Origin of the sequence: Allostreptomyces psammosilenae (genome assembly GCF_013407765.1) — a bacterium.
Lineage (GTDB): Bacteria > Actinomycetota > Actinomycetes > Streptomycetales > Streptomycetaceae > Allostreptomyces > Allostreptomyces psammosilenae.
In genome coordinates this window covers 451,570-475,995 of record NZ_JACBZD010000002.1, presented here as the reverse complement: position 1 = coordinate 475,995, position 24,426 = coordinate 451,570, and the positions used below count along the sequence as shown (strand labels likewise).

The following is a 24,426-nucleotide window of genomic DNA, read 5'->3' as shown; positions in this document are numbered from 1 at the left end:
CCCCCGGTCAGGGCCGGGGGCGGGCAGGGGCCGCTACAGCTTCTCCACCGGGGCGTAGCGCAGCAGCAGCCGCTTGGTGCCCTGGTCGCCGCCGAAGTCGATGGTGGCCTCGGCGTTGCTGCCCGAGCCGCGGGTGCTGACCACGGTGCCCAGCCCGAACGAGTCGTGGCTGACCCGGTCGCCGACCGCCAGCGACACCGGCTCCCGCTCGGTGGCCCGCCCGGTGGCGAACCCGCTGGAGGTGCCCGCCCGGCCGCCGCCGGAGCGCCCGCCGCCCGTCCGGCCGGACCGCCGCCCGCCACCGCCGGAACCCCCGGAACCGCCGGAGCCGAAACCGCCACCGCCGAACCCGGAGCCGCCGAACCCGCCGGAGGAGGCGCCCACCGTGATCGGCGGCGGCGCGGCCGCCGCGCCGGTGCGCTTCCAGTCGACCAGCTCGGCCGGGATCTCCTCAAGGAAGCGGGACGGCGGGTTGTAGGAGGGCTGCCCCCACACGCTGCGCATCGCCGCGCGGGTCAGGTACAGCCGCTCCCGGGCCCGGGTCACGCCCACGTAGGCGAGCCGGCGCTCCTCCTCCAGCTCCTTGGTCTGGCCGAGCGCCCGCTGGTGCGGGAAGACGCCGTCCTCCATGCCGGTGAGGAACACCACCGGGAACTCCAGCCCCTTGGCGGTGTGCAGCGTCATCAGGGTGATCACGCCCTGGTCGGCGCCCTCCTCGTCGGGCGCGTCCGGGACCTGGTCGGAGTCGGCGACCAGCGCCACCTGCTCCAGGAACTCCGCGAGCGTCCCCGCGCCCCGTCCCTCGGCCGCCGCGGCCTGCTCGAACTCCAGGGCGACCGCGGCCAGCTCCTGGAGGTTCTCCACCCGGGTCTCGTCCTGCGGGTCGGTGGACGCCTCCAGCTCGGCGAGGTAGCCGGTCCGGTTCAGCACGGCCTCCAGGACGGTCGCCGGCCCGGCGCCCGACTCGGCGACGGTGCGCAGCTCCTCCAGCAGCTCGTTGAACCGCTTGACCGCGTTCACCGAGCGCGCCGCCATGCCGTACGCCTCGTCCACCCGGCGCAGCGCCTGCGCGAAGGAGATCCGCTCGCGCAGCGCCAGGGCGTCCACCATCGCCTCGGCCCGGTCGCCGATGCCGCGCTTGGGCACGTTGAGGATCCGGCGCAGCGGCACGGTGTCCTCCGGGTTGGCCAGCACCCGCAGGTAGGCCAGGACGTCCCGGACCTCCTTGCGCTCGTAGAAGCGCACCCCGCCGACCACCTTGTAGGGCAGGCCGACCCGGATGAACACCTCCTCGAAGACCCGGGACTGGGCGTTGGTGCGGTAGAACACCGCGATGTCACCGGGGCGCGCCTCGCCGGCGTCGGTGAGCCGGTCCACCTCGTCGGCGACGAACTGCGCCTCGTCGTGCTCGCCGTCGGCCACGTAGCCGGTGATCCGCTTGCCGGCCCCGGCGTCCGTCCACAGGTTCTTCGGGCGGCGGTTGGCGTTGCGCTCGATGACCGCGTTGGCGGCGGTGAGGATGGTCTGCGTGGAGCGGTAGTTCTGCTCCAGCAGGATGGTGGTGGCGTTGGGGTAGTCCTCCTCGAACTGGAGGATGTTGCGGATGGTGGCGCCGCGGAAGGCGTAGATCGACTGGTCGGCGTCGCCCACCACGCACAGTTCGGCGGGCGGCACGGCGCCCGGGGCCGTCCCGGCCCCGTCGGCGGCGGCCTGCCCCACGGCGCCCCCGACCAGCTCGCGCACCAGCAGGTACTGGGCGTGGTTGGTGTCCTGGTACTCGTCCACCAGCACGTGCCGGAAGCGGCGCCGGTAGTGCTCCGCCACGTCCGGGAACGCCTGGAGCAGGTTGACCGTGGTCATGATGATGTCGTCGAAGTCCAGCGCGTTGGCCTCGCGCAGCCGCCGCTGGTAGAGCGCGTAGGCCTCGGCGAGCTGCTTCTCGAAGCCGTCCGAGGCGGTGGCGGCGAAGGTCTCCTCGTCGATGAGCTCGTTCTTGAGGTTGGAGATCTTCGCGGTGAACGCCTTGGGCGGGTAGCGCTTGGGGTCGAGGTCCAGGTCGCGGCAGACCAGCGCCATCAGCCGCTGCGAGTCGGCGGCGTCGTAGATGGAGAAGCTGGAGGAGAAGCCGAGGTGCTTGGCCTCGCGGCGCAGGATCCGCACGCAGGCGGAGTGGAAGGTCGACACCCACATCGCGTTGGCGCGCGGGCCGACGAGCTCCTCGACGCGCTCGCGCATCTCGCCGGCGGCCTTGTTGGTGAAGGTGATCGCCAGGATCTCGCCGGGGCGCACGCCGCGCGCGGCCAGCAGGTGGGCGATCCGGTGGGTGAGCACCCGGGTCTTGCCGGAGCCGGCGCCGGCCACGATGAGCAGCGGGGAGCCGGAGTGCAGCACGGCCGCGCGCTGCTGGGTGTTCAGGCCGTCGAGCAGTTGCTCGGGGTCGGTGACGGTGCGCGGCGCCCCGTTGCGGTGGTACGCGTCGCGCTCGACGGCGTCGTGGTGCGCCGGCAGGGTCCACTCGTCGCCGAACAGGTCGTCCGGGATCACCTCGTCCAGCGCCTCGGCGGGCTCCGGCCCCCACCCCGCCTCCGGCCCCTCGGGCGGGGCGCCGGAGGCCTCGGGGTCGTCGTGGGGGCCGCCGTGCGGGCCGTCGTAGGCCGGCTCGTCCCGGGGCGGCTCGGGGAAGGCGAGGTCGTCGAAGAGGGTGCTCATCGCCTACCGAGTCTAGGCCGTCCGGCCGACCTCCCGGCCGGGTTCGGCGGCCCGCCCCGGTGGCCCGCCCCGGTGGCCGGTCGGTTCCGGTGCCGGGACCGTCAGTTCCACAGGACCGCGACGCAGATGTTCACCACGGTCAGGCCGCCGATGGCGCCGAGGACGCCGGGCGAGACCCGCTCCTTGTCCCGGTTGAGCCAGACCAGGACCAGGATGGCCAGCAGCACGGCGGTCTTCACGCCGATCTTGAAGTTGTCGACCTCGGCGCCGTCCGCCTGCCGCAGACCCACCATGACGAGGCCGGTGACCAGCATGGTGAGCGCGCCGTGCACCATCGCCGGAACGACCCGCACCTCGCCGGTGCGCATCGCCCGCATCTGGGTGAGGAAGCCGCCGAGCAGGCTGGCGATGCCGATGAAGTGCAGGATCAGGAAGATATCGACCGCGACGTCCATGGGTTACGGGCTCCGCTCTGGGAAGGGATGCACGGGTGCCGCTTCGGCGACCCGATCCTAGGACCGCCGCCCCGGCCGCCCGTGGCCGCCCCCACCCCAGCCCCGACCACCCCAGCCCCCGGCCGGCCCGCCGCCGGCCGCACTCGACCGCGGCAGCGGCCGGACCGGGCGGCGCTCGGACCAGGGGGCGCTCAGACCAGGCGGCGGGCGGTGGCCCAGCGGGTGAGCTCGTGGCGGTTGCTGAGCTGGAGCTTGCGCAGCACCGCCGAGACGTGGCTCTCCACCGTCTTCACCGAGATGAACAACTGCTTGGCCACCTCCTTGTAGGCGTAGCCGCGGGCGATCAGCCGCAGCACCTCGCGCTCCCGCTGGGTGAGGCGGTCGAGGTCCTCGTCGACCGGCGGGGTGTCGCTCGCCGCGAAGGCGTCCAGCACGAAGCCGGCCAGCCGGGGCGAGAAGACGGCGTCGCCGTCCGCCACCCGGAAGATCGCGTCGATCAGCGCCGGCCCGGTGATGGTCTTGGTGACGTAGCCGCGCGCGCCGCCCCGGATCACGCCGATGACGTCCTCCGCCGCGTCGGAGACCGACAGCGCCAGGAACCGCACCGGCGTCTCCTCGACCGCTCCCTCACCACCGCCGGCACCGCCGGCACCGGCCGCTCCCGGGCCGCCCGGCAGGCCGTGGCCCGCGGGGCCCGCGGAGGGGCCGCCCATCAGCGGGGCGCAGCGGCGCAGCACCTCCACCCCGCCGCCGCCCGGCAGGTGCACGTCGAGCAGCACCACGTCCGGCCGGGTGCCGGTCACCACGGCCACCGCCTGCTCCACGTCCGCGGCCTCGCCGACCACGTCCACCCCGGTGCGCGCGGTCTCCCCGATCTCGGCACGCACCCCGGTGCGGAACATCCGGTGGTCGTCGACCAGCACCACCCGGACCCGCCGGCGGGCGCCGGCGTCCCCGGCGGGCTCGCCGGCCGCTCCCGGCCGGGGCGACTGGGCCGGCCGCCCAGAGGTGTTGTGGTCCATCAGGCGACCGCCCTCTCCATCTCCAGCTCGATCTCGGTTCCCTCACCCGGGGTGCTGCGCACCCGCGCGGTGCCTCCGTTGCGGCGCATCCGCCCGATGATCGACTCGCGCACGCCGAGCCGGTCCTCCGGCACCGTGTCCGGGTCGAAGCCGGGGCCGCGGTCGCGCACGAAGATCAGCACCTCGCGCTCCTCCACCTCGGCGTACACCTGGACGGGTTCGCTGCCACCGTACTTGGCCGCGTTCACCATCGCCTCGCGCGCCGCCTGGAGCTGGGCGCCCAGCCGCTCGTCCAGCGGGCAGTCGCCGACGCACACCACCTCGATCTGCACGCCGTGGGCGTCCTCCACCTCGCCGGCGACCGCGCGGACGGCCTCCGCCAGCGTGCTCGGGCCCTCCTCGGCGGTGGTGTCGCCGTCCGGACGGTACAGCCAGGCGCGCAGCTCGCGCTCCTGGGAGCGGGCCAGCCGCAGCACCTCGCGCGGGTCGTCGGCGTGGCGCTGGATCAGGGTGAGGGTGTGCAGCACCGAGTCGTGCACGTGCGCCGCGACCTCGGCGCGCTCCTGGGCGCGGATGCGGGCCCGGCGCTCCGCGCCGAGTTCCTGCGCGAACCGGGCCAGGTAGGGGCCGGCGAGCAGCAGCAGGCCGACGACGATGGCGAGCGACGCCTCCAGCACCTGCACCAGGTAGCGTCCGCTGCCCTGCATGACCAGGAACGCGATCACGCCGGCGAGCAGCAGCCCGGCCCCGAGCACCGAGCGGATGGCCCGGACCCCGGCGTGCGTGGCGCCGATGTGCATCCAGCGGTCGCGGCGGACGTCGTCCGCCTGCCGCCACACGATGATCACGCCCACCGCGGCGATCACCAGCGGCAGCAGGTAGGACGGGCCGAACGCGAACCGGGTCACCACCGTGAGCACGACCAGCAGCAGCATCCCGCCGAGCAGCAGGTGCCGGCGGGGCGGACCCTCCCGGTCGGCGGCGTCCCGGCCGACCGTCTCGTCGTCCATGCCGAGCGGCACGAACGCCCAGAAGGCCGCGTAGAGCAGCAGGCCCATGCCGTTGAACATGCCGAGGATGGCGAAGGTCACCCGCACCCACACCACCGGCAGGCCGAGATGGGCGGCGAGTCCCTGGGCCACGCCGCCCACGATCCGCCCGTGCGAGCTGCGGTAGAGCCGGCGCGGCTCGCCGTCCCGCGGCGTGCCGGAGGCCGCGCCGTCCGCCGGCGGCCCGGAGGCCGCGCCCGTGCCGGAGGCCGTGCCCGTGCCGGTGCCGGGGGCCGTGCCGGTGCTGCCCTTGCCGGTGGCACCCATGCCGGCGGCGCCCACGCCCCCGAAGGCGCCGGCGCCGCCTGGCTTGCCGTCCTGTGTCACGCCGTCCCCCGCTTCCCCCCGCGGCCCGGTCTGCGCCGCGCGGCCCGCACCATGCCGGTGACGGCGCCCACACAGCCGGCGAGGGCCAGCCACACCACGCCCACCGGCAGCCAGAACCGCCACTCCATGTCCACGCCGCTGGCCAGCCCCAGCAGGTAGGCGACTCCGAACAGCACGAAGAACACGCCGCTCAGCAGGGCGAAGGGCTCGATGTCATGCCGGCGCACGGTGCACCTCGATCATTCCCATCCCGACGCTCAGGTCGAGTTCGATGGTCCCGCCCGCGGCCGCGGACGGGTCCTCGGGCAGCAGTTCCGTCCGGTGGCTCTCCACCACCGTGCCCGCGACGAAGGCCTCCCCGTCGCCGCTGTCCGTGGACCGTCCCCCGATCGAGGAACCGCCCAGCCGGTAGCTGCTGTCCACCACGACCCGCACGTTCTCCGGGACGGTCACCGTCAGCACGCCCACGTCCAGGCGGGCGTCCACCCGCAGTGCGCCGTCCCGCGGCCGCACCTCGCTGAGATCGACGTCCAGCGTGCCGATGCCGTGCCGGTACTGCGGGTCGACCGCGGCCGCGTTCGGCGGCGCCCACTCGCGGCTGCCGACCCCGTGGTCGGCGACGACGCCCACCGGTTCGGCGAGCAGCAGCGCGCCGGTGAGCAGCACGGCCGGCCCGGAGAGCCCGCGGGCGCTGCCGTACCGGCTGCCCACCACGAGCCCGACGCCGAGCACCACCAGCGCGGCGGCGAGGCCGACCGTGATCGCGGTGTCGGTGGCCGCCGCGGCCTGCGCGACGGCGTAGCCGACGCCGCCCACGGCGACCGCCAGGCAGAGCGTGGCCACCCCCAGCAGGGACCGCTCCCGCTGGTACGGGGGCACGCCCCCGCGACCGGGGCCGGCCCCGCCGCCCCAGGGGTCGGCGCCGCCCCAGGGACCGGAACCCGGCGGCTGGCCCGGCTTTCCGGTCGGCTGGCCCGGCTGGCCCGGTCCCGGGCGCAGCCGCGCCAGGTCCCAGGTGCCGTCCGGCGCCGGCCCGGTGGTCGGCGGTGGCGGGGTCGTAGTCGAGGTCGCGCTAGCGGTCGGGCGACCAGCGGTGCCGACCGGTGCGCCGCCCCGGCCCAGCTCGGCCGGGTCGACCGGGCCGGTGTAGTCGGGGTCGTACACGCCCAGGGGCCGACCGGTCGCGGTGCCCGTGCCCGTGCCCGGCTCCGGGCCCGCGGCGGCCGTCGCGCCGAGCCGGGGAGCGGCGGTGGCGCCGACGGCCGTCGCCCCGGACGCGACGGCGTGCTGCCCCGTGGCCGACGGAGCTCCGTCCGACCACGGGGCGGCCTGTCCGAGGCGTTCCGGTTGCCCGGCCTGGCCGGGTTGTTCGGGTTGTCCGGGCTGTCCGGGCTGTCCGGGGGCCTGGCCGGCGGGGGGCTCCTCCGCGCCCGTGTGGGCGCTCAGCCCTTTCTTCCACCACGACTCCGGCGCGTCCACCTTCGACGGCGGGGCCTTCGGCTCCGGCGGGACCCAGCCCATCAGACCTTGCCGCAGCTTGGGATTGCGCCACAGGGCGTAGCCGAGGGAGCCGGCGACCAGCGCCAGCACCAGCGGCACGTGTCCGCCGCTGCCGGACTGCACGGAGACGGCGGCGGCCCCCAGGGCGGTGGCGGCCAGGGCCAGGCCGGAGTCCCGGTCCAGCTGGCCGGAGGCCAGCCGGCGCGCCTCCGTCGGCCCGCCGTCCTCGGGGGCGACGAACAGCCAGCACAGGCCGTAGGCGAGCAGGCCGATGCCGCCGAAGATGGCCAGCACGGTGACCACGACGCGGAAGACCACGGGATCGATGCCGAGGTGGCGGCCGAGGCCCGCGCAGACGCCGCCCAACAGTTGGTCACGGGTGTACCGCCGCAACGGCGGCCGTCCGCCCCCGGCCGGGCCGGGCGCGCCCGCGCCGCCCCGGGGGGCGGCCTGGGGGCCGCCGGGGCCGTGCGGGTCGTGCGGGCCCGGGGGGCTGTGGTGGCCCTGGGAGCCGTGCGGGCCGCCGGGGCCTCCTGGCCCCTGCCGTCCGCCTGGTTCGCCGGGCGCCGAGGCGACGCCGGGCGCCGGGGCGCCCGTGCCGTCACCCGGGGCGTCCATCCGCGGGCCGCGGCCTCCAGGGACGTCGTAGCTCATGTTTCCCATGGTTGTCCGTATGGTCTTCCGATCCCATGGGGAAGGGCCCTGGAATCACCCTGACGCTTCCCCTACCCCGCCCCAGGTCGCCACCGCAAGGGGGGTCGCGGAACCTGTGGAAAACCTCGCCGCCCCTTTTGCCCCAGGGGTATCGGAGGTCAGGAGGACGGCGCAAGGGGGTTCCGCCCGCCTGTGGATAACCCCGCCACCCCTTTTTCACCCAGGGGTAGCGGAGGCAGAAGGGCTGGCACAAGAGGGGTCCACCCGCCTGTGGAAAACCCACCGCCCCTTTTCTCCCAGAGGTAGCGGACGGAGAGGAGCCAGCGCAAGGAGGCTTCGGCCGCCTGTGGACAGCTGGCGGGCTGGGCCGGCGGTGGGCCAACCGCCGGCCCAGCCCGCCAGCAGCCCCGCGACGAGCCGGGAGACAACCCAAGGCAGCCCCGCCACCAGCCCCGCGACGTGCCCGGAGACAACCCCATGGCAGCCCCGCCACCAGCAGCGCGGCAAGCCCGGCGCCGGCCTGTCCCAAGGCACCCCGCGGCCGAACCCCCGAGGCAAGCCGGCCAGCACCCGCGCAGCAGGCCCGGCGGCAAGCCCCGAGACAGCCCGGGAGCCGAAACCCCGAGGCAGCCCGGGAGCCGAAACCCCGAGACAGCCCGGGAGCCGAAACCCCGAGGCGGCCCACCACCCAGCAGCCCGGCCTCCCGCCGACAGGCCCGAACCCGCCGACAGGCCCGAACCCGGCAGCCCCGCAGGCAGAGCGGCCCGTTCTCAGACGTCCTCGGCCAGCTCCAGCCAGCGCGACTCCAGCTCCGACCGCTCGTCCCCGAGGGTCCGCAGCTCGGCGTCCAGCTTGGCGACCTTCTCGAAGTCGGTGGCGTACGTGGCCAGGTCGCCGTGCAGCCGCGCCTCCTCCTCGCTGATCCGGTCCAGCCGGCGCTCGATGCGCTGCAGCTCCTTCTGCGCGGCCCGGATCTCCCCCGCGCTCCGGCGCGGCGGCGCGGCCACGCCCCCGTCCCCGGAGACCCCAGAAGCACCAGAGCCCCCACCAGCCCCGGAGGCCCCTGCGGCCCCAGAACCACCAGCGGCCCCAGCGGCGCTCGCCGCCCCGGCTCCCCCGCCCGCCGCCGGACGGCCGGTTCCGGCCACCGCGCGGCTCCGGCGCTCCAGGTACTCGTCGATGCCACCGGGCAGCATCCGCAGCGTCCGGTCGCCGAGCAGCGCCAGCACCCGGTCGGTGGTGCGCTCGATGAAGTAGCGGTCGTGGGAGATCACCACCATCGAGCCCGGCCAGCCGTCCAGCAGGTCCTCCAGCTGGGTCAGGGTCTCGATGTCGAGGTCGTTGGTGGGCTCGTCCAGGAACAGCACGTTCGGCTCGTTCATCAGCAGCCGCAGCAGCTGCAGCCGCCGCCGCTCGCCACCCGACAGGTCGCCGACGGGCGTCCACTGCTTCTCGCCGGTGAAACCGAAGCGCTCGCACAGCTGGCTCGCGGTCATCTCCCGGCCCTTGCCGAGGTCCACCCGCTGGCGCACGCGTTCCACCGACTCCAGCACCCGCCAGGTCGGGTCCAGCTCGGCGACCTCCTGCGACAGGTAGGCCAGTCGCACCGTCTTGCCCACCACGACGCGACCGCCCGCCGGCTGCTCCTCCCGCTCCGCCGCCGCCACCATGGCGCGCAGCAACGAGGTCTTGCCGGCGCCGTTCACCCCGACCAGGCCGATCCGGTCGCCGGGGCCGAGTTGCCAGGTCAGGTGGTCGAGCAGGACCTTGCTCCCCGCCTCCACGCGCACGTCCTCGAGGTCGAAGACGGTCTTGCCGAGCCGGGCTCCGGCGAAGCGCATCAGCTCCGAGGAGTCGCGCGGCGGCGGCTCGTCGGCGATCAGCTGGTTGGCGGCGTCGATGCGGAACCGCGGCTTGGAGGTGCGGGCCGGCGCGCCTCGGCGCAGCCACGCCAGCTCCTTGCGGATCAGGTTCTGCCGCTTGCTCTCCTCGGTGGCGGCGATGCGTTCGCGCTCGGCGCGGGCGAGGACGTAGGCGGAGTAGCCGCCCTCGTACTCGTGGACGCGACCGCGCTGCACGTCCCACATGCGGGTGCAGACCTCGTCCAGGAACCACCGGTCGTGGGTGACCACGACAAGCGCGCTGCGACGGCCCTTGAGGTGGCGGGCGAGCCAGGTGATGCCCTCGACGTCGAGGTGGTTGGTGGGCTCGTCCAGGACGATCAGGTCCTGCTCGGCGATGAGCAGCTTGGCCAGGGCGATCCGGCGGCGCTCGCCACCGGAGAGCGGGCCGATCACGGTGTCCAGGCCCTGCGGGAAGCCGGGCAGGTCCAGGCCGCCGAACAGGCCGGTGAGCACGTCGCGGACCTTGGCGTCGCCGGCCCACTCGTGGTCGGCGAGGTCGCCGAGGACCTCGGCGCGGATGGTGGCGGCCGGGTCGAGGGCGTCGCCCTGGGCGAGCATGCCGAGCCGCAGCCCGCCGGAGTGGGTGACCCGGCCGGAGTCCGCCGGCTCGGCCTTGGCCAGGATCTTCACCAGGGTGGACTTGCCGTCGCCGTTGCGGCCGACGACGCCGATCCGGTCGCCCTCCGACACGCCGAGGGACACGCCGTCCAGCAGGGTGCGGGTGACGTAGGACTTCCCGACGGCTTCAAGGTTGACAAGATTGGCGGCCATCTCACTCCAGCTCACGCGGTTGGGTCGATGTCCGAGGGTAGTCGGCGCGAGGGGATGACCGCGGCGGGGCGAGGACGGAGCGAGGGACGGAGGGCGCGGAGCGAGGGCGGCGACGGGTCGACGGCCGGACGAAGCGGGCGCCGGCGGCCAAATTCGGTTGTGGCGCGGGAGCGTCCACGCGAGGATGCCGCGGCCGGCGGACCGCCCACGCCCACCGAGACCCGCCCACGAAAGGCACCGCACCGTGTCACTGAGGTTCCACGAGATCTCCGAGGCCCGTAACCGCATCCTGAACCCCTTCGACCAGGCCAAGCTCGATCTGCTGGGCGAGATCGTCTCGCCCGCCGCCGGCTCCCGCCATCTCGACCTGGCCTGCGGCAAGGGCGAGATGCTGTGCACCTGGGCGGCCCGGTACGGGACGACGGGCGTGGGCGTCGACCTCAGCGAGGTGTTCCTGGCCGCCGCCCGGGAGCGGGCGGCGGAGCTGCGGGTGACCGACCGGGTGCGGTTCGAGCAGGGCGACGCCGGGGCCTACCGGCCGGAGCCGGGCGGCTACGACGTCGTCTCCTGCGTCGGCGCCACCTGGATCGGCGGCGGGCTCACCGGCACCATCGAGCTGATGCGCCCGGCGCTCCGCGAGGGCGGGCTGCTGCTGGTCGGTGAGCCGTACTGGACCGAGGAGCCCCCTCCGGCCGCACCTGAGGCGCTGGGACTCGCCCGGGACGACTGCGCCACCCTGGAGGGCACCCTGGACCGTTTCGAGGCGGCCGGCGTGGAACTGCTGGAGATGGTGCTGGCCGACCCGGACAGCTGGGACCGCTACATGGCCACGCAGTGGTGGACGATGAGCGACTGGCTGCGGGAGCACCCCGACGACCCGGACGCCCCGGCGATGCGCGGGGTCCTGGATCGCGCCCGCCGCTCCCACCTCGCCTACCAGCGGCGCTACCTGGGCTGGGGCGTCTTCGTGCTCCGCCCCGTGGGCTGAGAGGGCTGGTCGGGCCGAGCGGGGCCGAGCGGGTCAAGCAGGGCCGGGCGGGCCAAGCAGGGCCGGGCGGGCCGGGCAGGGCGGGCCGGGCGCCGACCGGGCCCGGAGCGGGCCGCCGGTCAGCGCAGCGGCAGCGGAACGTTCCGCTCGTGTGCGGGGCGGGGGCCGTGGATGCGCCGTTCGGACTCCGTGATCGCGACGTCGTTGATGCTGGCCTCCCGCCGCCGCATCAGCCCGTGCGCGTCGAACTCCCACAGCTCGTTGCCGTAGGAGCGCCACCACGCGCCCGACGCGTCGCGCCACTCGTACTGGAAGCGGACCGCGATCCGGTCGTCGCCGTACGCCCACAGCTCCTTGCGCAGCGCGTAGTCGAGCTCGCGCTCCCACTTGGCCCGCAGGAAGTCGACGATCTCGGCCCGGCCGGTGAGGAACACGTCGCGGTTGCGCCACACCGAGTCCGCCGTGTAGGCGAGGGCGACCCGCTCCGGATCGCGGGTGTTCCAGGCGTCCTCGGCGGCCTGCACCTTGGCGCGCGCCGTGGCGTCGGTGAACGGGGGCAGCGGCGGGCGGTCCGTGGTCATCGTGGGGCTCCTTCGGCTTGCGTGGGCGCGGCCGGCACGTCCGGCACACTGGAGAACGATCATTCTCCCGTGCTGACGCCGACCCTAGAGAACGCTCGTTCTCCGGTCAAGGGCTAGGGTGTCCGCATCGCGCGGCCCGCCCACCCGCAACGGCGGTGGCGGCACCGCGGGAGGACGGCGCGAGAGCGAAAGAGGCGGTTCCGTGGACGACACCGAGGCCACCCGTCGGGCACTGGACGCGGCGGAACACCTCTTCTACCGGCACGGGCTGCGCGCCGTCGGCATGGACCGGATCCGCGCCGCCTCCGGGGTGTCCCTCAAGCGCCTCTACCAGTGCTTCCCCTCCAAGGACGACCTGATCGAGGCGTATCTGCGACGCCGCGACGAGCGCTGGACGCAGTCCCTGCACGCGCACGTCGACGCCAGCGGCACCGACCCGCAGGCCCGCCTGGACGCGGTCTTCGACTGGCTGGAGGGCTGGTTCGCGGAACCGGACTTCCGCGGCTGCGCCTTCCTCAACGCCACCGGCGAGATGGGCGACGTCCACCCGGGCGTGGCCCGCACCACCCGCCGCCACAAGCAGCGTCTGCGCGACTACCTGGTCTCACTGGTCCGCGGCACCGGCCACCCGGCGCCCGAACCCGTCGGCGCCCAACTGCTGCTCCTGGTGGAGGGCGCGATCGTGACGGCCGCCGTGGAGGACAGCGTCGAGCCCGCCCGCCAGGCCGCCGAGGCCGCCCGCGCACTCCTCGCGGCGACGAGCGGCGCGCACAACGCGAAGAGCGCCGACACCGCCGACAACGCCGACACCGCGAAGGACGACGCGGCGTCGGCGGCGGCCACGCACTAGGCCACCGCCGACGCCGCCCGCAATCCCCGAACGACCCGCTCAGCCGCCCAGCCGGGGCCGGGTCGCCACCCGGACGGCCCGGGCACCGGCGGCCTCGACCAGGAGCCAGCCCGCCAGGGTGAGGGCCACGGCGACCGGGGCGGTGACCGGAACGGCGATCAGCACGGCCGTGTGCCCCTCGGTCAGCCCGCCGAACCCGACCAGCGAGACCCCGAGGACGCCCAGCAGGGCCAGCACGATGCCCAACGTGGCGACCCAGCCGCGCCGGCGGACACCGCGCGGCCGTCCGGACGGCACCGCCCCAGCCGCCCCGACAACCCCAGGCGCCCCGGCTGCCCCAGACCCGGCAGGACCGGCAGACCCGGCAGGCCCAGCAGGCCCGGCAGGCCCAGCAGGCCCGGCAGACCCGGCAGGCCCAGCAGTCGCAGCAGTCGCGGGCGCCGACGCCGCCGGCGGTCGCTCGGCGCGGCGCAGGACGGCCACCAGGGCCGCGGTCAGCAGGGCCGCCGCCACCAGCCGCGGCGGCTGCTGGAGCCACCAGGCCGCCGTCCCGGGATCCGGGAACCGCAGACCGACGGCGAGCGCCACGCCGGAGGCGGCCAGCAGGGCCGTCAGGTGCCACAGGAAGGCCGTCATGGCGACGCCGTTGGCCGCCACCACCGCGCGCCACACGCCCGGCCGGGCCACCCAGGCCGCCAGCGGCCGGCGCAGCAGTTCCGCCGCGCCCACCAGCCACACGGCGTGGGCCAGCAGGGCTGCCGTGGGCGGCGCCATGTTGGAGACCCGTTCGCCCGGCATGCCCACCATGGAGAGCGGATACGGCCCGATGGTGACCAGGGCCACGGCGGCCAGCAACCCGCCCCCGGCGAGGAGAGCCGGCACCCGCCACCCGCGCCCGCCCAGCCGTCCGTCCGCGCGCAGGAAGCCCAACTGGTGCACGGCCAGCCAGACGAAGGCGAAGTTGAGCAGTTCCAGGTAGGGCACGCCCACGGCGAACCGCAGCACGTCCACGGTGAGCGCCGCGCCGGCCAGCGCCGCCGGCACGGCCGCCCCGTAGCGTTCGTGCAGCCGCAGCATGGGCGGGGTGAGCGCCACCATGGCGAGGTAGATCCCGATGAACCAGAGCGGCTGGGCGGCCAGCCGGGCGGCGGCGCGGCCCAGTTCCCCCTGGCCGTCCAGCCCGGTGAGGGCGAGCAGGAGTCCCAGTCCCAGCCAGACGCCGACGAAGAGGGCCGTCGGCCGCAGCAGACGCTGGAGCCGGGCGCGCAGGAACGCCGGGTAGGCGCCGCGTCCGGCGCCGCCGGCTCGGCGGCGGGCCGAGCGGTAGGCGAGCGCGTGCGAGAAGCCCCCGACGAAGAAGAAGACCGGGACGACCTGGAAGAGCCAGGTCAGCGGCTGGAGGCTGGGGTAGACGGCGAGCATGTTGCCGATCTCCACCCGGCCGTCCGGGTCGGCCGAGACGGCGCCCATCATCCAGTGGCCGAGCATCACCACGGCCAGCGACGCCACCCGCAACAGGTCCACGACCCGGTCGCGCCCGGCCGGAGTGGCGTCGGCCAGCGCGCGGGCGGATATTGCCTCACTCATGACCCGATGCTGCTCGGGCCGGCCCGGGTCGCTGAAGAGTACGGATACTCAATCGGGGCTGAGTAGCACGGGTCCGCGCGAGGCCGAGCAGCCGCGCGGGAGCCGCGCGCCCGGTCAGTCCACCGGCTCGTGGTGGTCGTGGCCGCGGACGCCGAGCTTCCAGTAGCCGCTGGCGTTCAGGTGCTCCTTGGGCAGGCCGCGCTCCTCCACCAGGTGCCGGCGGACCTGTCGGACCGTGCCCGCCTCGCCCCCGACGAAGGCGTGGAACTCGCCCGCCGGGAAGTCCAGGGCGCGGACGGCGTCGGGCAGCAGCGTGGTGGTGCCGGCGGGCCGGCCGTCGCGGTGCAGCCAGAGCAGTCGGACGTCCGCCGCCGTCTCGACGCGCTGCTCCTCGGCCGCGTCCGCCACCTCCACCACGGCCACGGCCCTGGCGCCGGCGGGCAGTTCCTCCAGGCGCCGGGAGATCGCCGGCAGGCACGTCTCGTCGCCGACCAGGAGGTACCAGTCGAAGTCGTCGGCGACCAGCTTCGAGCCGCGCGGGCCACCGGTGACGATGGTCTGGCCCGGGGCGGCCTGGGCGGCCCAGGTGGCGACGGGGCCGTCGCCGTGCAGGACGAAGTCGATGTCCAGCTCGCGGGTGGCCGGATCGAAGCGACGTGGGGTGTAGTCGCGCATCTCCGGGCGGGCGCCGCCGGGGAAGGAGGGGCGGCCGTCCACGATCTCGGGCAGGGCGGGCTTGTCGGAGCCGGGCGGCGGGACGATCACCTTCAGGTGGTCGTCGAAGCCGAGGGTCTGGAAGTCGTGGAGGTCGTCGCCGGTGAAGGTGACGCGCACCATGGCGGGGGTGAGCGGGGTCACCCGGGCGACCCGGAGGCGCCGGAAGCGCAGCGGGTACGTCGTGCGGGTGACGCGGTCGCTGGACTGACGGCTACCGGGGCGTTCGGGCTGGCTCGACTGGGTGGTCACGCCGTCTCCTCGTGCTGGCGGGGCTGTGTTCCGGGTGTGCGGCGCCCGGGCCGGCCGTGCCGCCGCGAGGGAGGCACGGAGCCGGGGACGAGCGGCAGCTACACCAAGGCAAGCCTAACCTTAGTATTTCAAAGGCGGCTTCCCCCGCCACCGCTTCCACGACTCCCCGGCGCCACACTCCCGACTGAACCAACCGCCGGCCCGCCCCACAGCCGACTCAGCCCCCCGACCGAACCAGTCACCAAGCCTCCGCAGCGCAGATGAGCAACCGCATCCCTGTTGCCGCGCCTGCCTGCCCGCGTGCCTGCCCACCCGCGCGTCCAGCCGGACGTCCACAGCCCGCGCCCCCGGGTCATCCGCAGCCCGCACCCCGGAGTTGTCCACAGCCCGTAAAGGGGACTGCCACACCCACTCACCCCCATGCCAATCTTGAAATTGGGGGTACCCGGCGGATTACCCCTACCGGGTAGCACTATCAAAGCTGGTCAGCCTGTCACGGCTGGTCAGGCCTGTCAGGGCGAGTCAGCCGCGGCCAGCAGCACCGCGCCGGGCACCTCGCCGGTGGCCGTGCGGGCGGCGCGGCAGGTGCCGGAGGCCTCCAGCGCGGTCGCCAGCCGGCCGGCCGCCTCGGCGTCCTCGGCCAGGAAGGCGCAGGTGGGGCCGGATCCGGAGACCAGCGCGCCCAGGGCGCCGGCCTCCCGGCCGGCGCGCAGCGTGGCGGCCAGCGCCGGGCGCAGCGAGAGCGCGGCCGGCTGGAGGTCGTTGGCCAGGGCGGCGCCGACGGCCTTCGCGTCCCCGGCGCGCAGCGCGGCGAGCAGTTCGGGGGCGGCCTCGGGGGCGGGCACGTCGGCCTCGCCGTCCCCTCCGCCGTCGGTGCGGCGCAGCCGGTCGCACTCGGCGTAGACGGCCGGGGTGGACAGGCCGCCGTCGGCCACCGCGAACACCCAGTGCAGCGTCCCGCCCACCTCCACCGGTGTCAGCCGCTCACCCCGGCCGGTGCCCAGCGCGGTGCCGCCGACCAGGCTGAACGGCACGTCGCTGCCCAGCTCGGCGGCGAGTTCCAGCAGGGTGGCGCGCGGCGTGTCCAGGCCCCAGAGCCGGTCGCAGGCCAGCAGCGCGGCGGCGGCGTCGGCGCTGCCGCCGGCCATGCCGCCGGCCACCGGGATGTCCTTGGCGATGTGCAGGTGCACGGCCCCCGGCACGCCCGCCCGCCGGGCGAGCAGCGTGGCGGCGCGGGCGGCGAGGTTGTCGCCGTCGGTCGGCACCTGGGCGGCGTCGGCGCCCGAGACGGTGATCCGCACCGTCCCCTGCTCACCGCTCGCGGAGGCGGGCAGCGTGCTGGCGGTGACCTCGTCGTACAGCGACACGGCGTGGAAGACGGTGGCCAGCGCGTGGAAGCCGTCGGCCCGCCGGCCGCCCACGGCCAGCTGCACGTTCACCTTGGCCGGGGCGCGGACGGTGACCGAGGCGGTGCCGGGGGCCGGGGCGGTGGCGCGGTCGGCGGACATGCGTCGGGCTCCAGGACGGGAGAGGCGGAAGAGAACGGAGGGGAAGCGGACACGGGGAAGGGGGCAGGCGCCGCTCGGCGGCGCCTCCCCCGACCCTCACGGCCGCGGGCGCTGTTCGGCCAGTGCCGCGAACTGCTCGACGGTGAGCTGTTCGCCGCGCTGCCGCGGGTCGATGCCGGCGGCCCGCAGCGCCTCCTCGGCGAGCGCCGCCGAGCCGGCCCAACCGGCCAGCGCGGCCCGCAGCGTCTTGCGGCGCTGCGCGAAGGCGGCGTCGACGACGGCGAACACCTCCTCCCGCCGGGCGCGGGTGGCCGGCGGTTCCCGGCGGACCAGCGAGACCAGGCCGGAGTCGACGTTCGGGGCGGGCCAGAAGACGTTCCGGCCGATCGCGCCGGCCCGGGCCACGTCCGCGTACCAGGCGGCCTTGACCGACGGCACTCCGTAGACCCGGGAGCCGGGGCGCGCGGCCAGCCGGTCGGCGACCTCGGACTGCACCATCACCAGCGTGCGCTCGATGCTGGGGAAGGTGGCCAGCATGTGCAGCAGCACCGGCACCGCCACGTTGTACGGCAGGTTGGCCACCAGCGCGGTGGGGGCCGGGCCGGGCAGTTCGGTGACGGCCATGGCGTCGGAGTGCACCAGCGAGAAGCGGTCGGCGCGCTCCGGCATCCGGGCACGCACGGTCTGCGGCAGGGCGCCGGCCAGCACCGGGTCGATCTCCACGGCCACGACCCGTTCGGCGGCGCCGAGCAGGGCGAGGGTGAGCGAGCCGAGGCCGGGGCCGACCTCCACCACCGTGTCGTCTGGCCGCACCCGCGCGGTGCGGACGATCCGGCGCACGGTGTTGGCGTCGATCACGAAGTTCTGGCCGAGTTGCTTGGTCGGCCGGACCCCGAGGGCCGTCGCCAGCTCGCGGACGTCGGCGGGCCCGAGCAGCGCGTCGTCCGGGACGGCGCGGGCGGCCGGGGTCTCCTCGCCGTCCACGCCCTCGTCCCTTCGGTCGTCTCCTGCCACCGCCATCACCGCCGTCGCCTCGCCCCGGGCCGTCACTGGGCGCCGAAGCGGTCGCGCCAGGCGGCCAGGTCGTCGTCGGTGATCTTGCGGAAGAGCACCTCGGGAACGGTGAAGTCCGCTCCGGCGGGGACGGTGTCCAGCGCGGCGGCGCGCTCCGGCGTGGGCCAGGTGCGCTGCCCGTCCTCGGTGCCGGCCAGGCCCGGGAAGACGCCGCGCAGCCGGGCGGCGGTGTCCGGCACGATCGGCTCGGAGACCTGCGCGAACAGCTGGATCAGGTTCATGGCGGTGCGCAGGGTCAGCGCCGCCGCCTCCGGGTCGGTCTTGATCTCCTGCCAGGGGGCCTTCTGCTCCAGGTAGCCGTTGGCCTCGCTCCACAGCGCGCGCAGGGCCTGCGCGGCCTTGCGGAACTGCATGCCGTCCAGGGCCTCGGAGTAGTCGCCGAGCATGGCGGCGACCCGCTCGCCGAGTCGGGCCTCCACCTCGCCGGGCTGGCCGCCGGCCGGCACCTGGTCGCCGAACCGCTTGCGGCTGAAGGTCAGCACCCGGTTGACGAAGTTGCCGAGGGTGTCCGCGAGGTCCTTGTTGACCTGGGCGGCGAACAGCTCCCAGGTGAAGGAGGTGTCGTCGGACTCCGGCGCGTTCGCCATCAGGAAGTAGCGCCAGTAGTCGGCCGGCAGCAGCTCCAGCGCCTGGTCGAGGAAGATGCCGTAGTTCTGGCTGGTGGAGAACTTGCCCCCGTAGTAGTTCAGCCAGTTGAAGCCCTTGATGTAGTCGGCGAGCTTCCAGTCCTCGCCGGTGCCCATCTGCATGGCGGGGAACATCACGGAGTGGAACGGGATGTTGTCCTTCGCCATGAACTGCACGTAGGTGACGTCCTCGGCCGCCTCGCCGCGCCACCAGCTCCGCCAGTCGATCTCCCCGCCGGTGCTGTCGGAGAGCTCCTTGGTGGCGCCGATGTACTCGATGGGGGCGTCGAACCAGACGTAGTAGACCTTGCCCTCGTAGCCCTCGCGCTCGACGGGCACGCCCCAGTCCAGGTCGCGGGTGATGCCGCGGTCCTCCAGGCCCTCGTTGAGCCACTTCATCGCGATGGAGGTGGTCAGCACGGGCCAGCTGTCCTGCTTGGTCTCGATCCAGGCGCGCACCCGCTCGGCGAGCTGCGACTGCCGCAGGTACAGGTGGCGGGTCTCGCGCACCTCCAGCTCGGTGCTGCCGGAGACGGCGGAGCGCGGCTCGATCAGGTCGGTCGGGTCGAGCAGGCGGGTGCAGTTCTCGCACTGGTCGCCGCGCGCGCGGTCGTAGCCGCAGTGCGGGCAGGTGCCGATGACGTAGCGGTCGGGCAGGAAGCGCCCGTCGGCCGGCGAGTAGACCTGCTGGATCGAGCGCTCCTCGATCAGGCCGTTTTCGGTGAGCCGGCGCCCGAAGTGCTGGGTGAGCTCCCGGTTCTGCGCGGAGGAGCTGCGGCCGAAGTAGTCGAAGGAGAGCGCGAAGCCGCGGTACACCTCGGCCTGGAGGTCGTGCTGCCGGCGGCAGAACTCCTCGACGGACAGCCCGGCCTCCTTGGCCGCCAGCTCGGCGGGGGTGCCGTGCTCGTCGGTGGCGCAGATGTAGAGGACCTCGTGGCCGCGCAGCCGCAGGTAGCGGGAGTAGACGTCCGCGGGGAGCATGGAGCCGACGAGATTGCCCAGGTGTTTGATGCCGTTGATGTACGGCAGAGCGCTGGTGATCAGGTAGCGGGCCATACTCGCCTTCTCCGTCGGGAACGTCCACACGCCGTGCGGCGCCCGCCGGAGCGTGCGGTGTCCCCCACCGGCGACCGGGGATGGACCGGTCACCGGGGTACGGACGCCGCGGGGCCGGTCACCGCGGACGGCGGCGTCCGCGACCGGCGGCGGCCGGCCGCGATCGCGATCGTCTGGTTTCGCGGTGCTCGACGTCTCGTCGCCCGGGGCGGGCGTGCGGGGCGTTGCACGGGCGGGGCGGCGGATACCGCCCCGCCCCATGGTAGTGCGCGCGGGGTGCGGGTCCGCGCCGGCTTTCCCCCGGCGCCGCGACGACCCCGCCACGGCCCCGCGGCAACGCCGCGACGACCCGCGACGGCGCCGCGACGACCCCGCGCCGGCCCGCGGCTACAGCCGGAAGGCCCGGGCCGTGTTGGCGGCGACCGCCGCGGCGAGGTCGTCCTCGTCCATCCCCTTGACCTCGGCCATCGCGCGCAGCGTCCAGGGGATGAGGTAGGAGGCGTTCGGCCGGCCCCGGTACGGCTTGGGGGTGAGGAACGGCGCGTCCGTCTCGACCAGCAGCAGTTCGGCCGGGGCCACGGCCAGGGCGTCGCGCAGCGGCTGGGCGGACCCGAAGGTGACGTTGCCGGCGAACGACATGTAGTAGCCGTGCTCGGCGCAGACCTTCGCCATCTCGGTGTCCCCGGAGTAGCAGTGGAACACCACGGTCTCCGGCGCGCCCTCCTCCTGGAGGATGCGCAGCACGTCGGCGTGGGCCTCCCGGTCGTGGATCATCAGCGCCTTGCCGTGCCGCTTGGCGATGTCGATGTGGCGGCGGAAGGAGAGCTGCTGCGCCTCGACGCCCTCCGGCCCGGTGCGGAAGTAGTCCAGTCCGGTCTCGCCGACGCCGACGACCTGCGGGAGGGCGGCCAGCCGGTCGATCTCGGCGAGCGCCTCGTCCAGGGCGCGGTCGCCGCCGGGCGGGCGACGCAGGCCGCTCCAGTCGTCTGGGTCGCCGTGCACCAGCCGGGGGGCCTCGTTGGGGTGCAGGGCGACGGTGGCGTGGACGGTCTCCCGGGTGGCCGCGAAGTCGGCCGCCCACCGGGATCCCTCCAGGTCGCAGCCGACCTGGATGAGGGTGGTGACGCCGACGGCGGCGGCCCGGGCGACCAGTTCGTCGGGGTCGCCGCCCTGCATGTCGAGGTGGGTGTGGCTGTCCGCGACCGGGACGCGCAGCGGTTCCGGGTCCGGGGGCGCGCTCGCGTCCCGCTCCCGCTCGCCGCCGCGCCCCTTGCGTGCCGTGGCCATGCTGCGCCGCTCTCCCTTCCCTGCCTGTCCCTACCCGGTGTCGTTCACCTGCCGGCCGTCGCCGGGCAGGGCCGGGCCGCGGTCCGCGCCGCCCATGGCGGGCGGGGGGCGTGCGCCCGGTGGTAGAGGACTCCACCCTGCCACGGCGGCGCCGGTGCGGCGGAGGCGGCCGGTCGCCTCCGGGTCGGCGCGGTGCGGCGCCGCCCGCGCCGGGCCCACCGGACCCGGCGGGAACGGCGGCAACGGCGGCCGGCCGGGGCCCCACGGCCCGGGGCCCCGGCCGGATCGGTCGGCGGTGGTGGTGGTGGTCGGAATCGGTCCTTCGCGGCGGCGCTGGGCCGTGGCGTCAGCGCGCGGGGCGGTCGGTGCGCCAGGCCGCCGGTGCGCGGGCCGTCAGTGCGCGGGGCGGTGGCTCGGCCGCAGGTGGTCCAGGACGCGGCGCAGCCATGACGGGCGGTGCGGGTCGCGCCGGCGCCTCGGCCACTCCACGTCGTTGGCCGTGAGGTCGCCGCGCCGGGGGATGTGGTGGGAGCTCGCCCAGTGCTGCACGGCGGAGACCTTGCCGGAGCTCATGATCCGGACGACCGTGCTGGTGCAGCTGGGGCAGCGGGGGTGCAGCAGCGGGGAGGGCACCACCTCACCGCTCTCGGTGAGGTAGCTGACGTGCTCGCGGCCGTCCCGGCCGGCGTAGTGGCGGATCTCGTAGGAGTGCTCCCAGCCCCGGCCGCAGTGCATGCAGACGAAGGCGTACGCCTCGCGCGCGGGTCGCCGCGCGCGCAGGGCTCCGGCGGCGGAGCCGAGGGCGGTGCCGGTGCCCACGCCGGGCGTGGCGGTGGCACTGCCGGGCTTCGGTGTGGCGATCTCACTCATTCGCGGTCTCCTCGTCCTTCCGTGGGTCCCGCGCGGGCCGGTCCGCTCGATCGGGATCGGTCGGCTCGGTGATGCTTCTCGCTCCTACGGTGCTCCTGTCTGCACGGTCGGCATGCCGCTCTTGCCAACTCTTGGCCCGGTTTTGGAGGGATCGCGATGCGTCCCGCCCGGCGCGCCACCCGCCGCTTTACGCTCGTGAAGAACCTTTTACCCATTATCTGACCGCTTCGCCCGGATCGGCGACAGCGATCAGCGGCCGCCGCCGTTCCCGGCGTCCGCGTTCTTCGCCGCCACCACCGCGTCGAAGACCTCCCGCTTGGGACGTCCCACCTCCGCCGCCACCTCGGCGATCGCCTCCTTGCGGGGCTGTCCGCCGGCCTCCCGCTCCGCCACCCGGCGGGCCAGCTCGGCCGGGTCGACGGGGCCGGCCTCCGCCGCCGGGGCGCCGGCGACCACCACGGTGATCTCCCCGCGCACGCCCTCGGCCGCCCAGTCGGCCAGCTCTGCGAGCGGACCGCGCCGGACCTCCTCGTAGGTCTTGGTCAGCTCCCGGCAGACGGCCGCCGGCCGGTCCGCCCCGAAGGCGGCGGCCATGTCGGCGAGCGAGGCGGCCAGGCGGTGCGGGGCCTCGAAGTAGACGAGCGTGCGCGGCTCGGCGGCCACCTCACGCAGCCGGGCGGCTCGTTCACCGGCCTTGCGCGGCAGGAAGCCCTCGAAGCAGAAGCGGTCCACCGGGAGCCCGGACAGCGCGAGCGCGGTGAGCACGGCGGACGGTCCGGGCACCGCCGTCACCCGCACCCCCCGCTCCACGGCCGCCGCCACCAACCGGTATCCCGGGTCGGAGACCGAGGGCATCCCGGCGTCGGTGACCAGCAGCACCCGCTCGCCCGCCAGCAGGTGCTCCAGCAGTTCGGGGGTGCGGGCCGTCTCGTTGCCCTCGAAGTAGGAGACGACCCGGCCCGGCGGGGTCACGCCCAGCGCCGTGGTCAGCCGGCGCAGCCGCCGGGTGTCCTCGGCGGCCACCACGTCCGCCGCGGCCAGCTCCTGGGCGAGCCGGGGCGGCGCGTCGGAGACGTCGCCGATGGGGGTGCCTGCGAGTACGAGTACGCCGTTCACCCCCTCATCCTCCCAGTGCGCCGCCGCCACGCGTGCCACGCGCCCCGCGCCCCCGCGTCCCGGGCCCACGCCCCGGGCAGGCCGCCTCAGCCCTCCTGGGGCAGGCAGCGGTCGAGGAAGGCGCGCCAGGCGGCGTCGACCCGCTCGACGTCGTCGTCGGCCAGCAGGTCCAGCAGCAGGCCGCGCAGGGTGGCCAGCACCAGCGTCGCCGGCACCTCGCGCCCCTGGGCGCGGCAGGGCTCCAGCACCCGCTCCATCAGCGGCAGCCACTCCTCCAGCGAGGCCCGGGCGACGCCGTGCCAGGGGCCGGGGGCCCCGGAGTCGTCGAAGGCGCGGACGTAGCCCTCGAAGAACAGCCGCATCACGTTGCGGTGGACGGGGTCGACCAGCCACTCCCACAGCCGCTCCAGCGCCCCGCGCGGGGTGTGGGCGCCCTCGACGGCCCGCCGCACCAGGTCGAGCTGCTCGGCGCGGTTGGCCGCGAGCAGTTCGCGGATCAGCCCCTCCTTGGAACCGAACAGGTACAGCAGCACGCGCGGGCTGGACCCGATCGCCGCCGCCAGCGGGCGCAGCGAGAGGTCGGAGAGGCTGTGTTCGGCCACGTAGGCGAGCGTGGCGCGGAGCAGTTCGGCGCGCCGCTCGGACATCGGCGGGGAAACGGATTCCGTGTCGTGGGGCATGCGACTATCCTCCACTGAAACACTCGTTTCAGTGGCTGGGCTCGCCGTCGCGCACGGTGACCGGGCCCGGCGGAGCGAGTGGTCGAGACGGAACGACGCGGCGAAGCGACAGGCATCGCCCCGGAGGTGACCGACATGACGACATCCACGCTCCCGACCGTCCGCGTCCGGCCCGGCGACCAGCCCGGCGACCTCGGCGCGGTGACCCGGCTGCACGGCGTGCTGTACGCCCGGGAGCAGAACTGGGACCAGACCGTGGAGGCGTACGTCGCCTCCGGTCTGGCCGACTTCGCGCTGGCCCGGGTGACCGAGGGCGACGCCGCCGGACGGCTGTGGATCGCCGAGGCGGACGGCGCGGTCGTCGGCGCGATCGGCCTGACCCGCGCCGACGACCGGACCGGTCAGCTCCGCTGGTTCCTCGTCGACCCCAGCGTCCGCGGCGCCGGGCTCGGCCGCCGGCTGCTCACCGAGGCGCTGGACTACGCCCGCGCTCGCGGCTTCCGCGGCGTCTTCCTGTGGACCACGGCCGGCCTGCCGGCCTCCCGCCACCTGTACGACCAGGCCGGCTTCCGGCTCACCGAGTCCCGGCCGGTGGACAAGTGGGGCGCGCGGCTGACGGAGCAGCGCTTCGACCTCCGCCTGACCTGACGACGGGCGGCGGTCGGCACGCGAACGGGGCCGAAGCACTTCCCGGCGACAAGTACGCCCATACGATGGCCCGGTGACCAGCGACACCTCGACCGGATCCGCGTCCGCGGACACGCAGGAGAATCGTGCCGCCGCGTCGGGTTCCCCCTGCGGTCCGCCGCCGACCGGCCCACGAGACGGCCGCGCGCACGGCGGAG

Annotated in this window: 20 protein-coding genes; 3 read left to right on the top strand and 17 right to left on the bottom strand. The window is 75.1% G+C overall.

Annotated elements, in window-relative coordinates:
• Positions 1–33: 33 nt before the first annotated feature.
• The 7 genes from pcrA to FHU37_RS24345 form a co-directional block, all read right to left on the bottom strand.
• Complete coding sequence (pcrA, locus tag FHU37_RS24375) at positions 34–2,709, bottom strand: DNA helicase PcrA (RefSeq protein ID WP_179816818.1); 2,676 nt, start codon at positions 2,707–2,709, stop codon at positions 34–36.
• A gap of 101 nt (positions 2,710–2,810) precedes the next feature.
• A complete protein-coding gene (locus FHU37_RS24370; RefSeq protein ID WP_179816817.1) occupies positions 2,811–3,164 on the bottom strand; it encodes a hypothetical protein in 354 nt (117 codons plus the stop codon).
• Positions 3,165–3,355: 191 nt separating this feature from the next.
• On the bottom strand, positions 3,356–4,186 hold the full coding sequence (locus FHU37_RS24365; protein WP_218904779.1) for a LuxR C-terminal-related transcriptional regulator: 831 nt from the start codon (positions 4,184–4,186) through the stop codon (positions 3,356–3,358).
• Positions 4,186–5,562 carry a PspC domain-containing protein gene (locus tag FHU37_RS24360; protein ID WP_312892834.1) on the bottom strand — a complete coding sequence of 459 codons (1,377 nt, stop codon included), beginning with the start codon at positions 5,560–5,562 and terminating at the stop codon, positions 4,186–4,188. Before FHU37_RS24360 ends, FHU37_RS24365 begins: the two co-directional genes overlap by 1 nt.
• Entirely contained in the window at positions 5,559–5,789 is a 231-nt protein-coding gene (locus FHU37_RS24355) for a hypothetical protein (RefSeq protein ID WP_179816816.1), read from the bottom strand. Before FHU37_RS24355 ends, FHU37_RS24360 begins: the two co-directional genes overlap by 4 nt.
• Complete coding sequence (locus FHU37_RS24350) at positions 5,776–7,716, bottom strand: PspC domain-containing protein (RefSeq protein ID WP_179816815.1); 1,941 nt, start codon at positions 7,714–7,716, stop codon at positions 5,776–5,778. The genes FHU37_RS24355 and FHU37_RS24350 overlap by 14 nt, the downstream gene beginning before the upstream one ends.
• A 771-nt stretch (positions 7,717–8,487) precedes the next feature.
• Positions 8,488–10,392, bottom strand: coding sequence for an ABC-F family ATP-binding cassette domain-containing protein (locus tag FHU37_RS24345; protein ID WP_179816814.1), 1,905 nt, complete (start codon positions 10,390–10,392; stop codon positions 8,488–8,490).
• Between the two features lie 244 nt (positions 10,393–10,636).
• On the opposite strand from FHU37_RS24345, the gene FHU37_RS24340 reads away from it, so the two are divergent.
• On the top strand, positions 10,637–11,380 hold the full coding sequence (locus FHU37_RS24340; RefSeq protein WP_312892833.1) for an SAM-dependent methyltransferase: 744 nt from the start codon (positions 10,637–10,639) through the stop codon (positions 11,378–11,380).
• A 119-nt stretch (positions 11,381–11,499) separates the two neighbouring features.
• On the opposite strand, the gene FHU37_RS24335 is transcribed toward FHU37_RS24340, so the two are convergent.
• The gene (locus tag FHU37_RS24335) at positions 11,500–11,961 is read right to left on the bottom strand and encodes a nuclear transport factor 2 family protein (RefSeq protein ID WP_179816812.1); all 462 of its coding nucleotides are present in this window, start codon (positions 11,959–11,961) and stop codon (positions 11,500–11,502) included.
• A 202-nt stretch (positions 11,962–12,163) separates the two neighbouring features.
• On the opposite strand from FHU37_RS24335, the gene FHU37_RS24330 reads away from it, so the two are divergent.
• The gene (locus FHU37_RS24330) at positions 12,164–12,811 is read left to right on the top strand and encodes a TetR/AcrR family transcriptional regulator (RefSeq protein WP_179816811.1); all 648 of its coding nucleotides are present in this window, start codon (positions 12,164–12,166) and stop codon (positions 12,809–12,811) included.
• Positions 12,812–12,850: 39 nt separating this feature from the next.
• Here the strand turns inward: FHU37_RS24330 and FHU37_RS24325 are convergent, their stop codons facing one another.
• From FHU37_RS24325 to FHU37_RS24285, 9 genes are all read right to left on the bottom strand, one after another.
• Positions 12,851–14,398, bottom strand: coding sequence for an acyltransferase family protein (locus FHU37_RS24325; RefSeq protein ID WP_179816810.1), 1,548 nt, complete (start codon positions 14,396–14,398; stop codon positions 12,851–12,853).
• Between the two features lie 114 nt (positions 14,399–14,512).
• Positions 14,513–15,364: a siderophore-interacting protein gene (locus tag FHU37_RS24320; RefSeq protein ID WP_218904778.1), complete on the bottom strand. Its 852-nt coding sequence runs from the start codon at positions 15,362–15,364 to the stop codon at positions 14,513–14,515.
• Between the two features lie 512 nt (positions 15,365–15,876).
• A complete protein-coding gene (locus FHU37_RS24315; RefSeq protein ID WP_179816809.1) occupies positions 15,877–16,872 on the bottom strand; it encodes a 4-(cytidine 5'-diphospho)-2-C-methyl-D-erythritol kinase in 996 nt (331 codons plus the stop codon).
• Positions 16,873–16,968: 96 nt separating this feature from the next.
• Entirely contained in the window at positions 16,969–17,856 is an 888-nt protein-coding gene (gene rsmA / locus FHU37_RS24310) for a 16S rRNA (adenine(1518)-N(6)/adenine(1519)-N(6))-dimethyltransferase RsmA (protein WP_312892892.1), read from the bottom strand.
• Between the two features lie 62 nt (positions 17,857–17,918).
• Entirely contained in the window at positions 17,919–19,628 is a 1,710-nt protein-coding gene (gene metG / locus FHU37_RS24305) for a methionine--tRNA ligase (RefSeq protein WP_179816807.1), read from the bottom strand.
• 387 nt (positions 19,629–20,015) lie between these two features.
• Positions 20,016–20,915, bottom strand: coding sequence for a TatD family hydrolase (locus FHU37_RS24300; protein WP_179816806.1), 900 nt, complete (start codon positions 20,913–20,915; stop codon positions 20,016–20,018).
• Positions 20,916–21,308: 393 nt separating this feature from the next.
• Positions 21,309–21,785, bottom strand: a complete 477-nt coding sequence (locus FHU37_RS24295) for a hypothetical protein (RefSeq protein ID WP_179816805.1) — start codon at positions 21,783–21,785, stop codon at positions 21,309–21,311.
• 249 nt (positions 21,786–22,034) lie between these two features.
• On the bottom strand, positions 22,035–22,901 hold the full coding sequence (gene rsmI / locus FHU37_RS24290; protein WP_179816804.1) for a 16S rRNA (cytidine(1402)-2'-O)-methyltransferase: 867 nt from the start codon (positions 22,899–22,901) through the stop codon (positions 22,035–22,037).
• Between the two features lie 86 nt (positions 22,902–22,987).
• On the bottom strand, positions 22,988–23,581 hold the full coding sequence (locus FHU37_RS24285; protein ID WP_179816803.1) for a TetR/AcrR family transcriptional regulator: 594 nt from the start codon (positions 23,579–23,581) through the stop codon (positions 22,988–22,990).
• Positions 23,582–23,716: 135 nt separating this feature from the next.
• Here FHU37_RS24285 and FHU37_RS24280 point away from each other — a divergent pair, with 135 nt between their 5' ends.
• Positions 23,717–24,229 (top strand): GNAT family N-acetyltransferase, encoded by a 513-nt coding sequence (locus FHU37_RS24280; RefSeq protein ID WP_179816802.1) that lies wholly within the window; start codon positions 23,717–23,719, stop codon positions 24,227–24,229.
• Positions 24,230–24,426 lie beyond the last annotated feature (197 nt).

What these genes read in the sequence shown, in the direction of transcription:
- pcrA (WP_179816818.1), bottom strand. Translation starts at nt 2,709, where the DNA reads ATGAGCACCCTCTTCGACGACCTCGCCTTCCCCGAGCCGCCCCGGGAC.
- FHU37_RS24370 (WP_179816817.1), bottom strand. Translation starts at nt 3,164, where the DNA reads ATGGACGTCGCGGTCGATATCTTCCTGATCCTGCACTTCATCGGCATC.
- FHU37_RS24365 (WP_218904779.1), bottom strand. Translation starts at nt 4,186, where the DNA reads ATGGACCACAACACCTCTGGGCGGCCGGCCCAGTCGCCCCGGCCGGGA.
- FHU37_RS24350 (WP_179816815.1), bottom strand. Translation starts at nt 7,716, where the DNA reads ATGAGCTACGACGTCCCTGGAGGCCGCGGCCCGCGGATGGACGCCCCG.
- FHU37_RS24345 (WP_179816814.1), bottom strand. Translation starts at nt 10,392, where the DNA reads ATGGCCGCCAATCTTGTCAACCTTGAAGCCGTCGGGAAGTCCTACGTC.
- FHU37_RS24335 (WP_179816812.1), bottom strand. Translation starts at nt 11,961, where the DNA reads ATGACCACGGACCGCCCGCCGCTGCCCCCGTTCACCGACGCCACGGCG.
- FHU37_RS24325 (WP_179816810.1), bottom strand. Translation starts at nt 14,398, where the DNA reads ATGAGTGAGGCAATATCCGCCCGCGCGCTGGCCGACGCCACTCCGGCC.
- FHU37_RS24315 (WP_179816809.1), bottom strand. Translation starts at nt 16,872, where the DNA reads ATGTCCGCCGACCGCGCCACCGCCCCGGCCCCCGGCACCGCCTCGGTC.
- metG (WP_179816807.1), bottom strand. Translation starts at nt 19,628, where the DNA reads ATGGCCCGCTACCTGATCACCAGCGCTCTGCCGTACATCAACGGCATC.
- FHU37_RS24300 (WP_179816806.1), bottom strand. Translation starts at nt 20,915, where the DNA reads ATGGCCACGGCACGCAAGGGGCGCGGCGGCGAGCGGGAGCGGGACGCG.
- FHU37_RS24295 (WP_179816805.1), bottom strand. Translation starts at nt 21,785, where the DNA reads ATGAGTGAGATCGCCACACCGAAGCCCGGCAGTGCCACCGCCACGCCC.
- FHU37_RS24285 (WP_179816803.1), bottom strand. Translation starts at nt 23,581, where the DNA reads ATGCCCCACGACACGGAATCCGTTTCCCCGCCGATGTCCGAGCGGCGC.
- FHU37_RS24280 (WP_179816802.1), top strand. Translation starts at nt 23,717, where the DNA reads ATGACGACATCCACGCTCCCGACCGTCCGCGTCCGGCCCGGCGACCAG.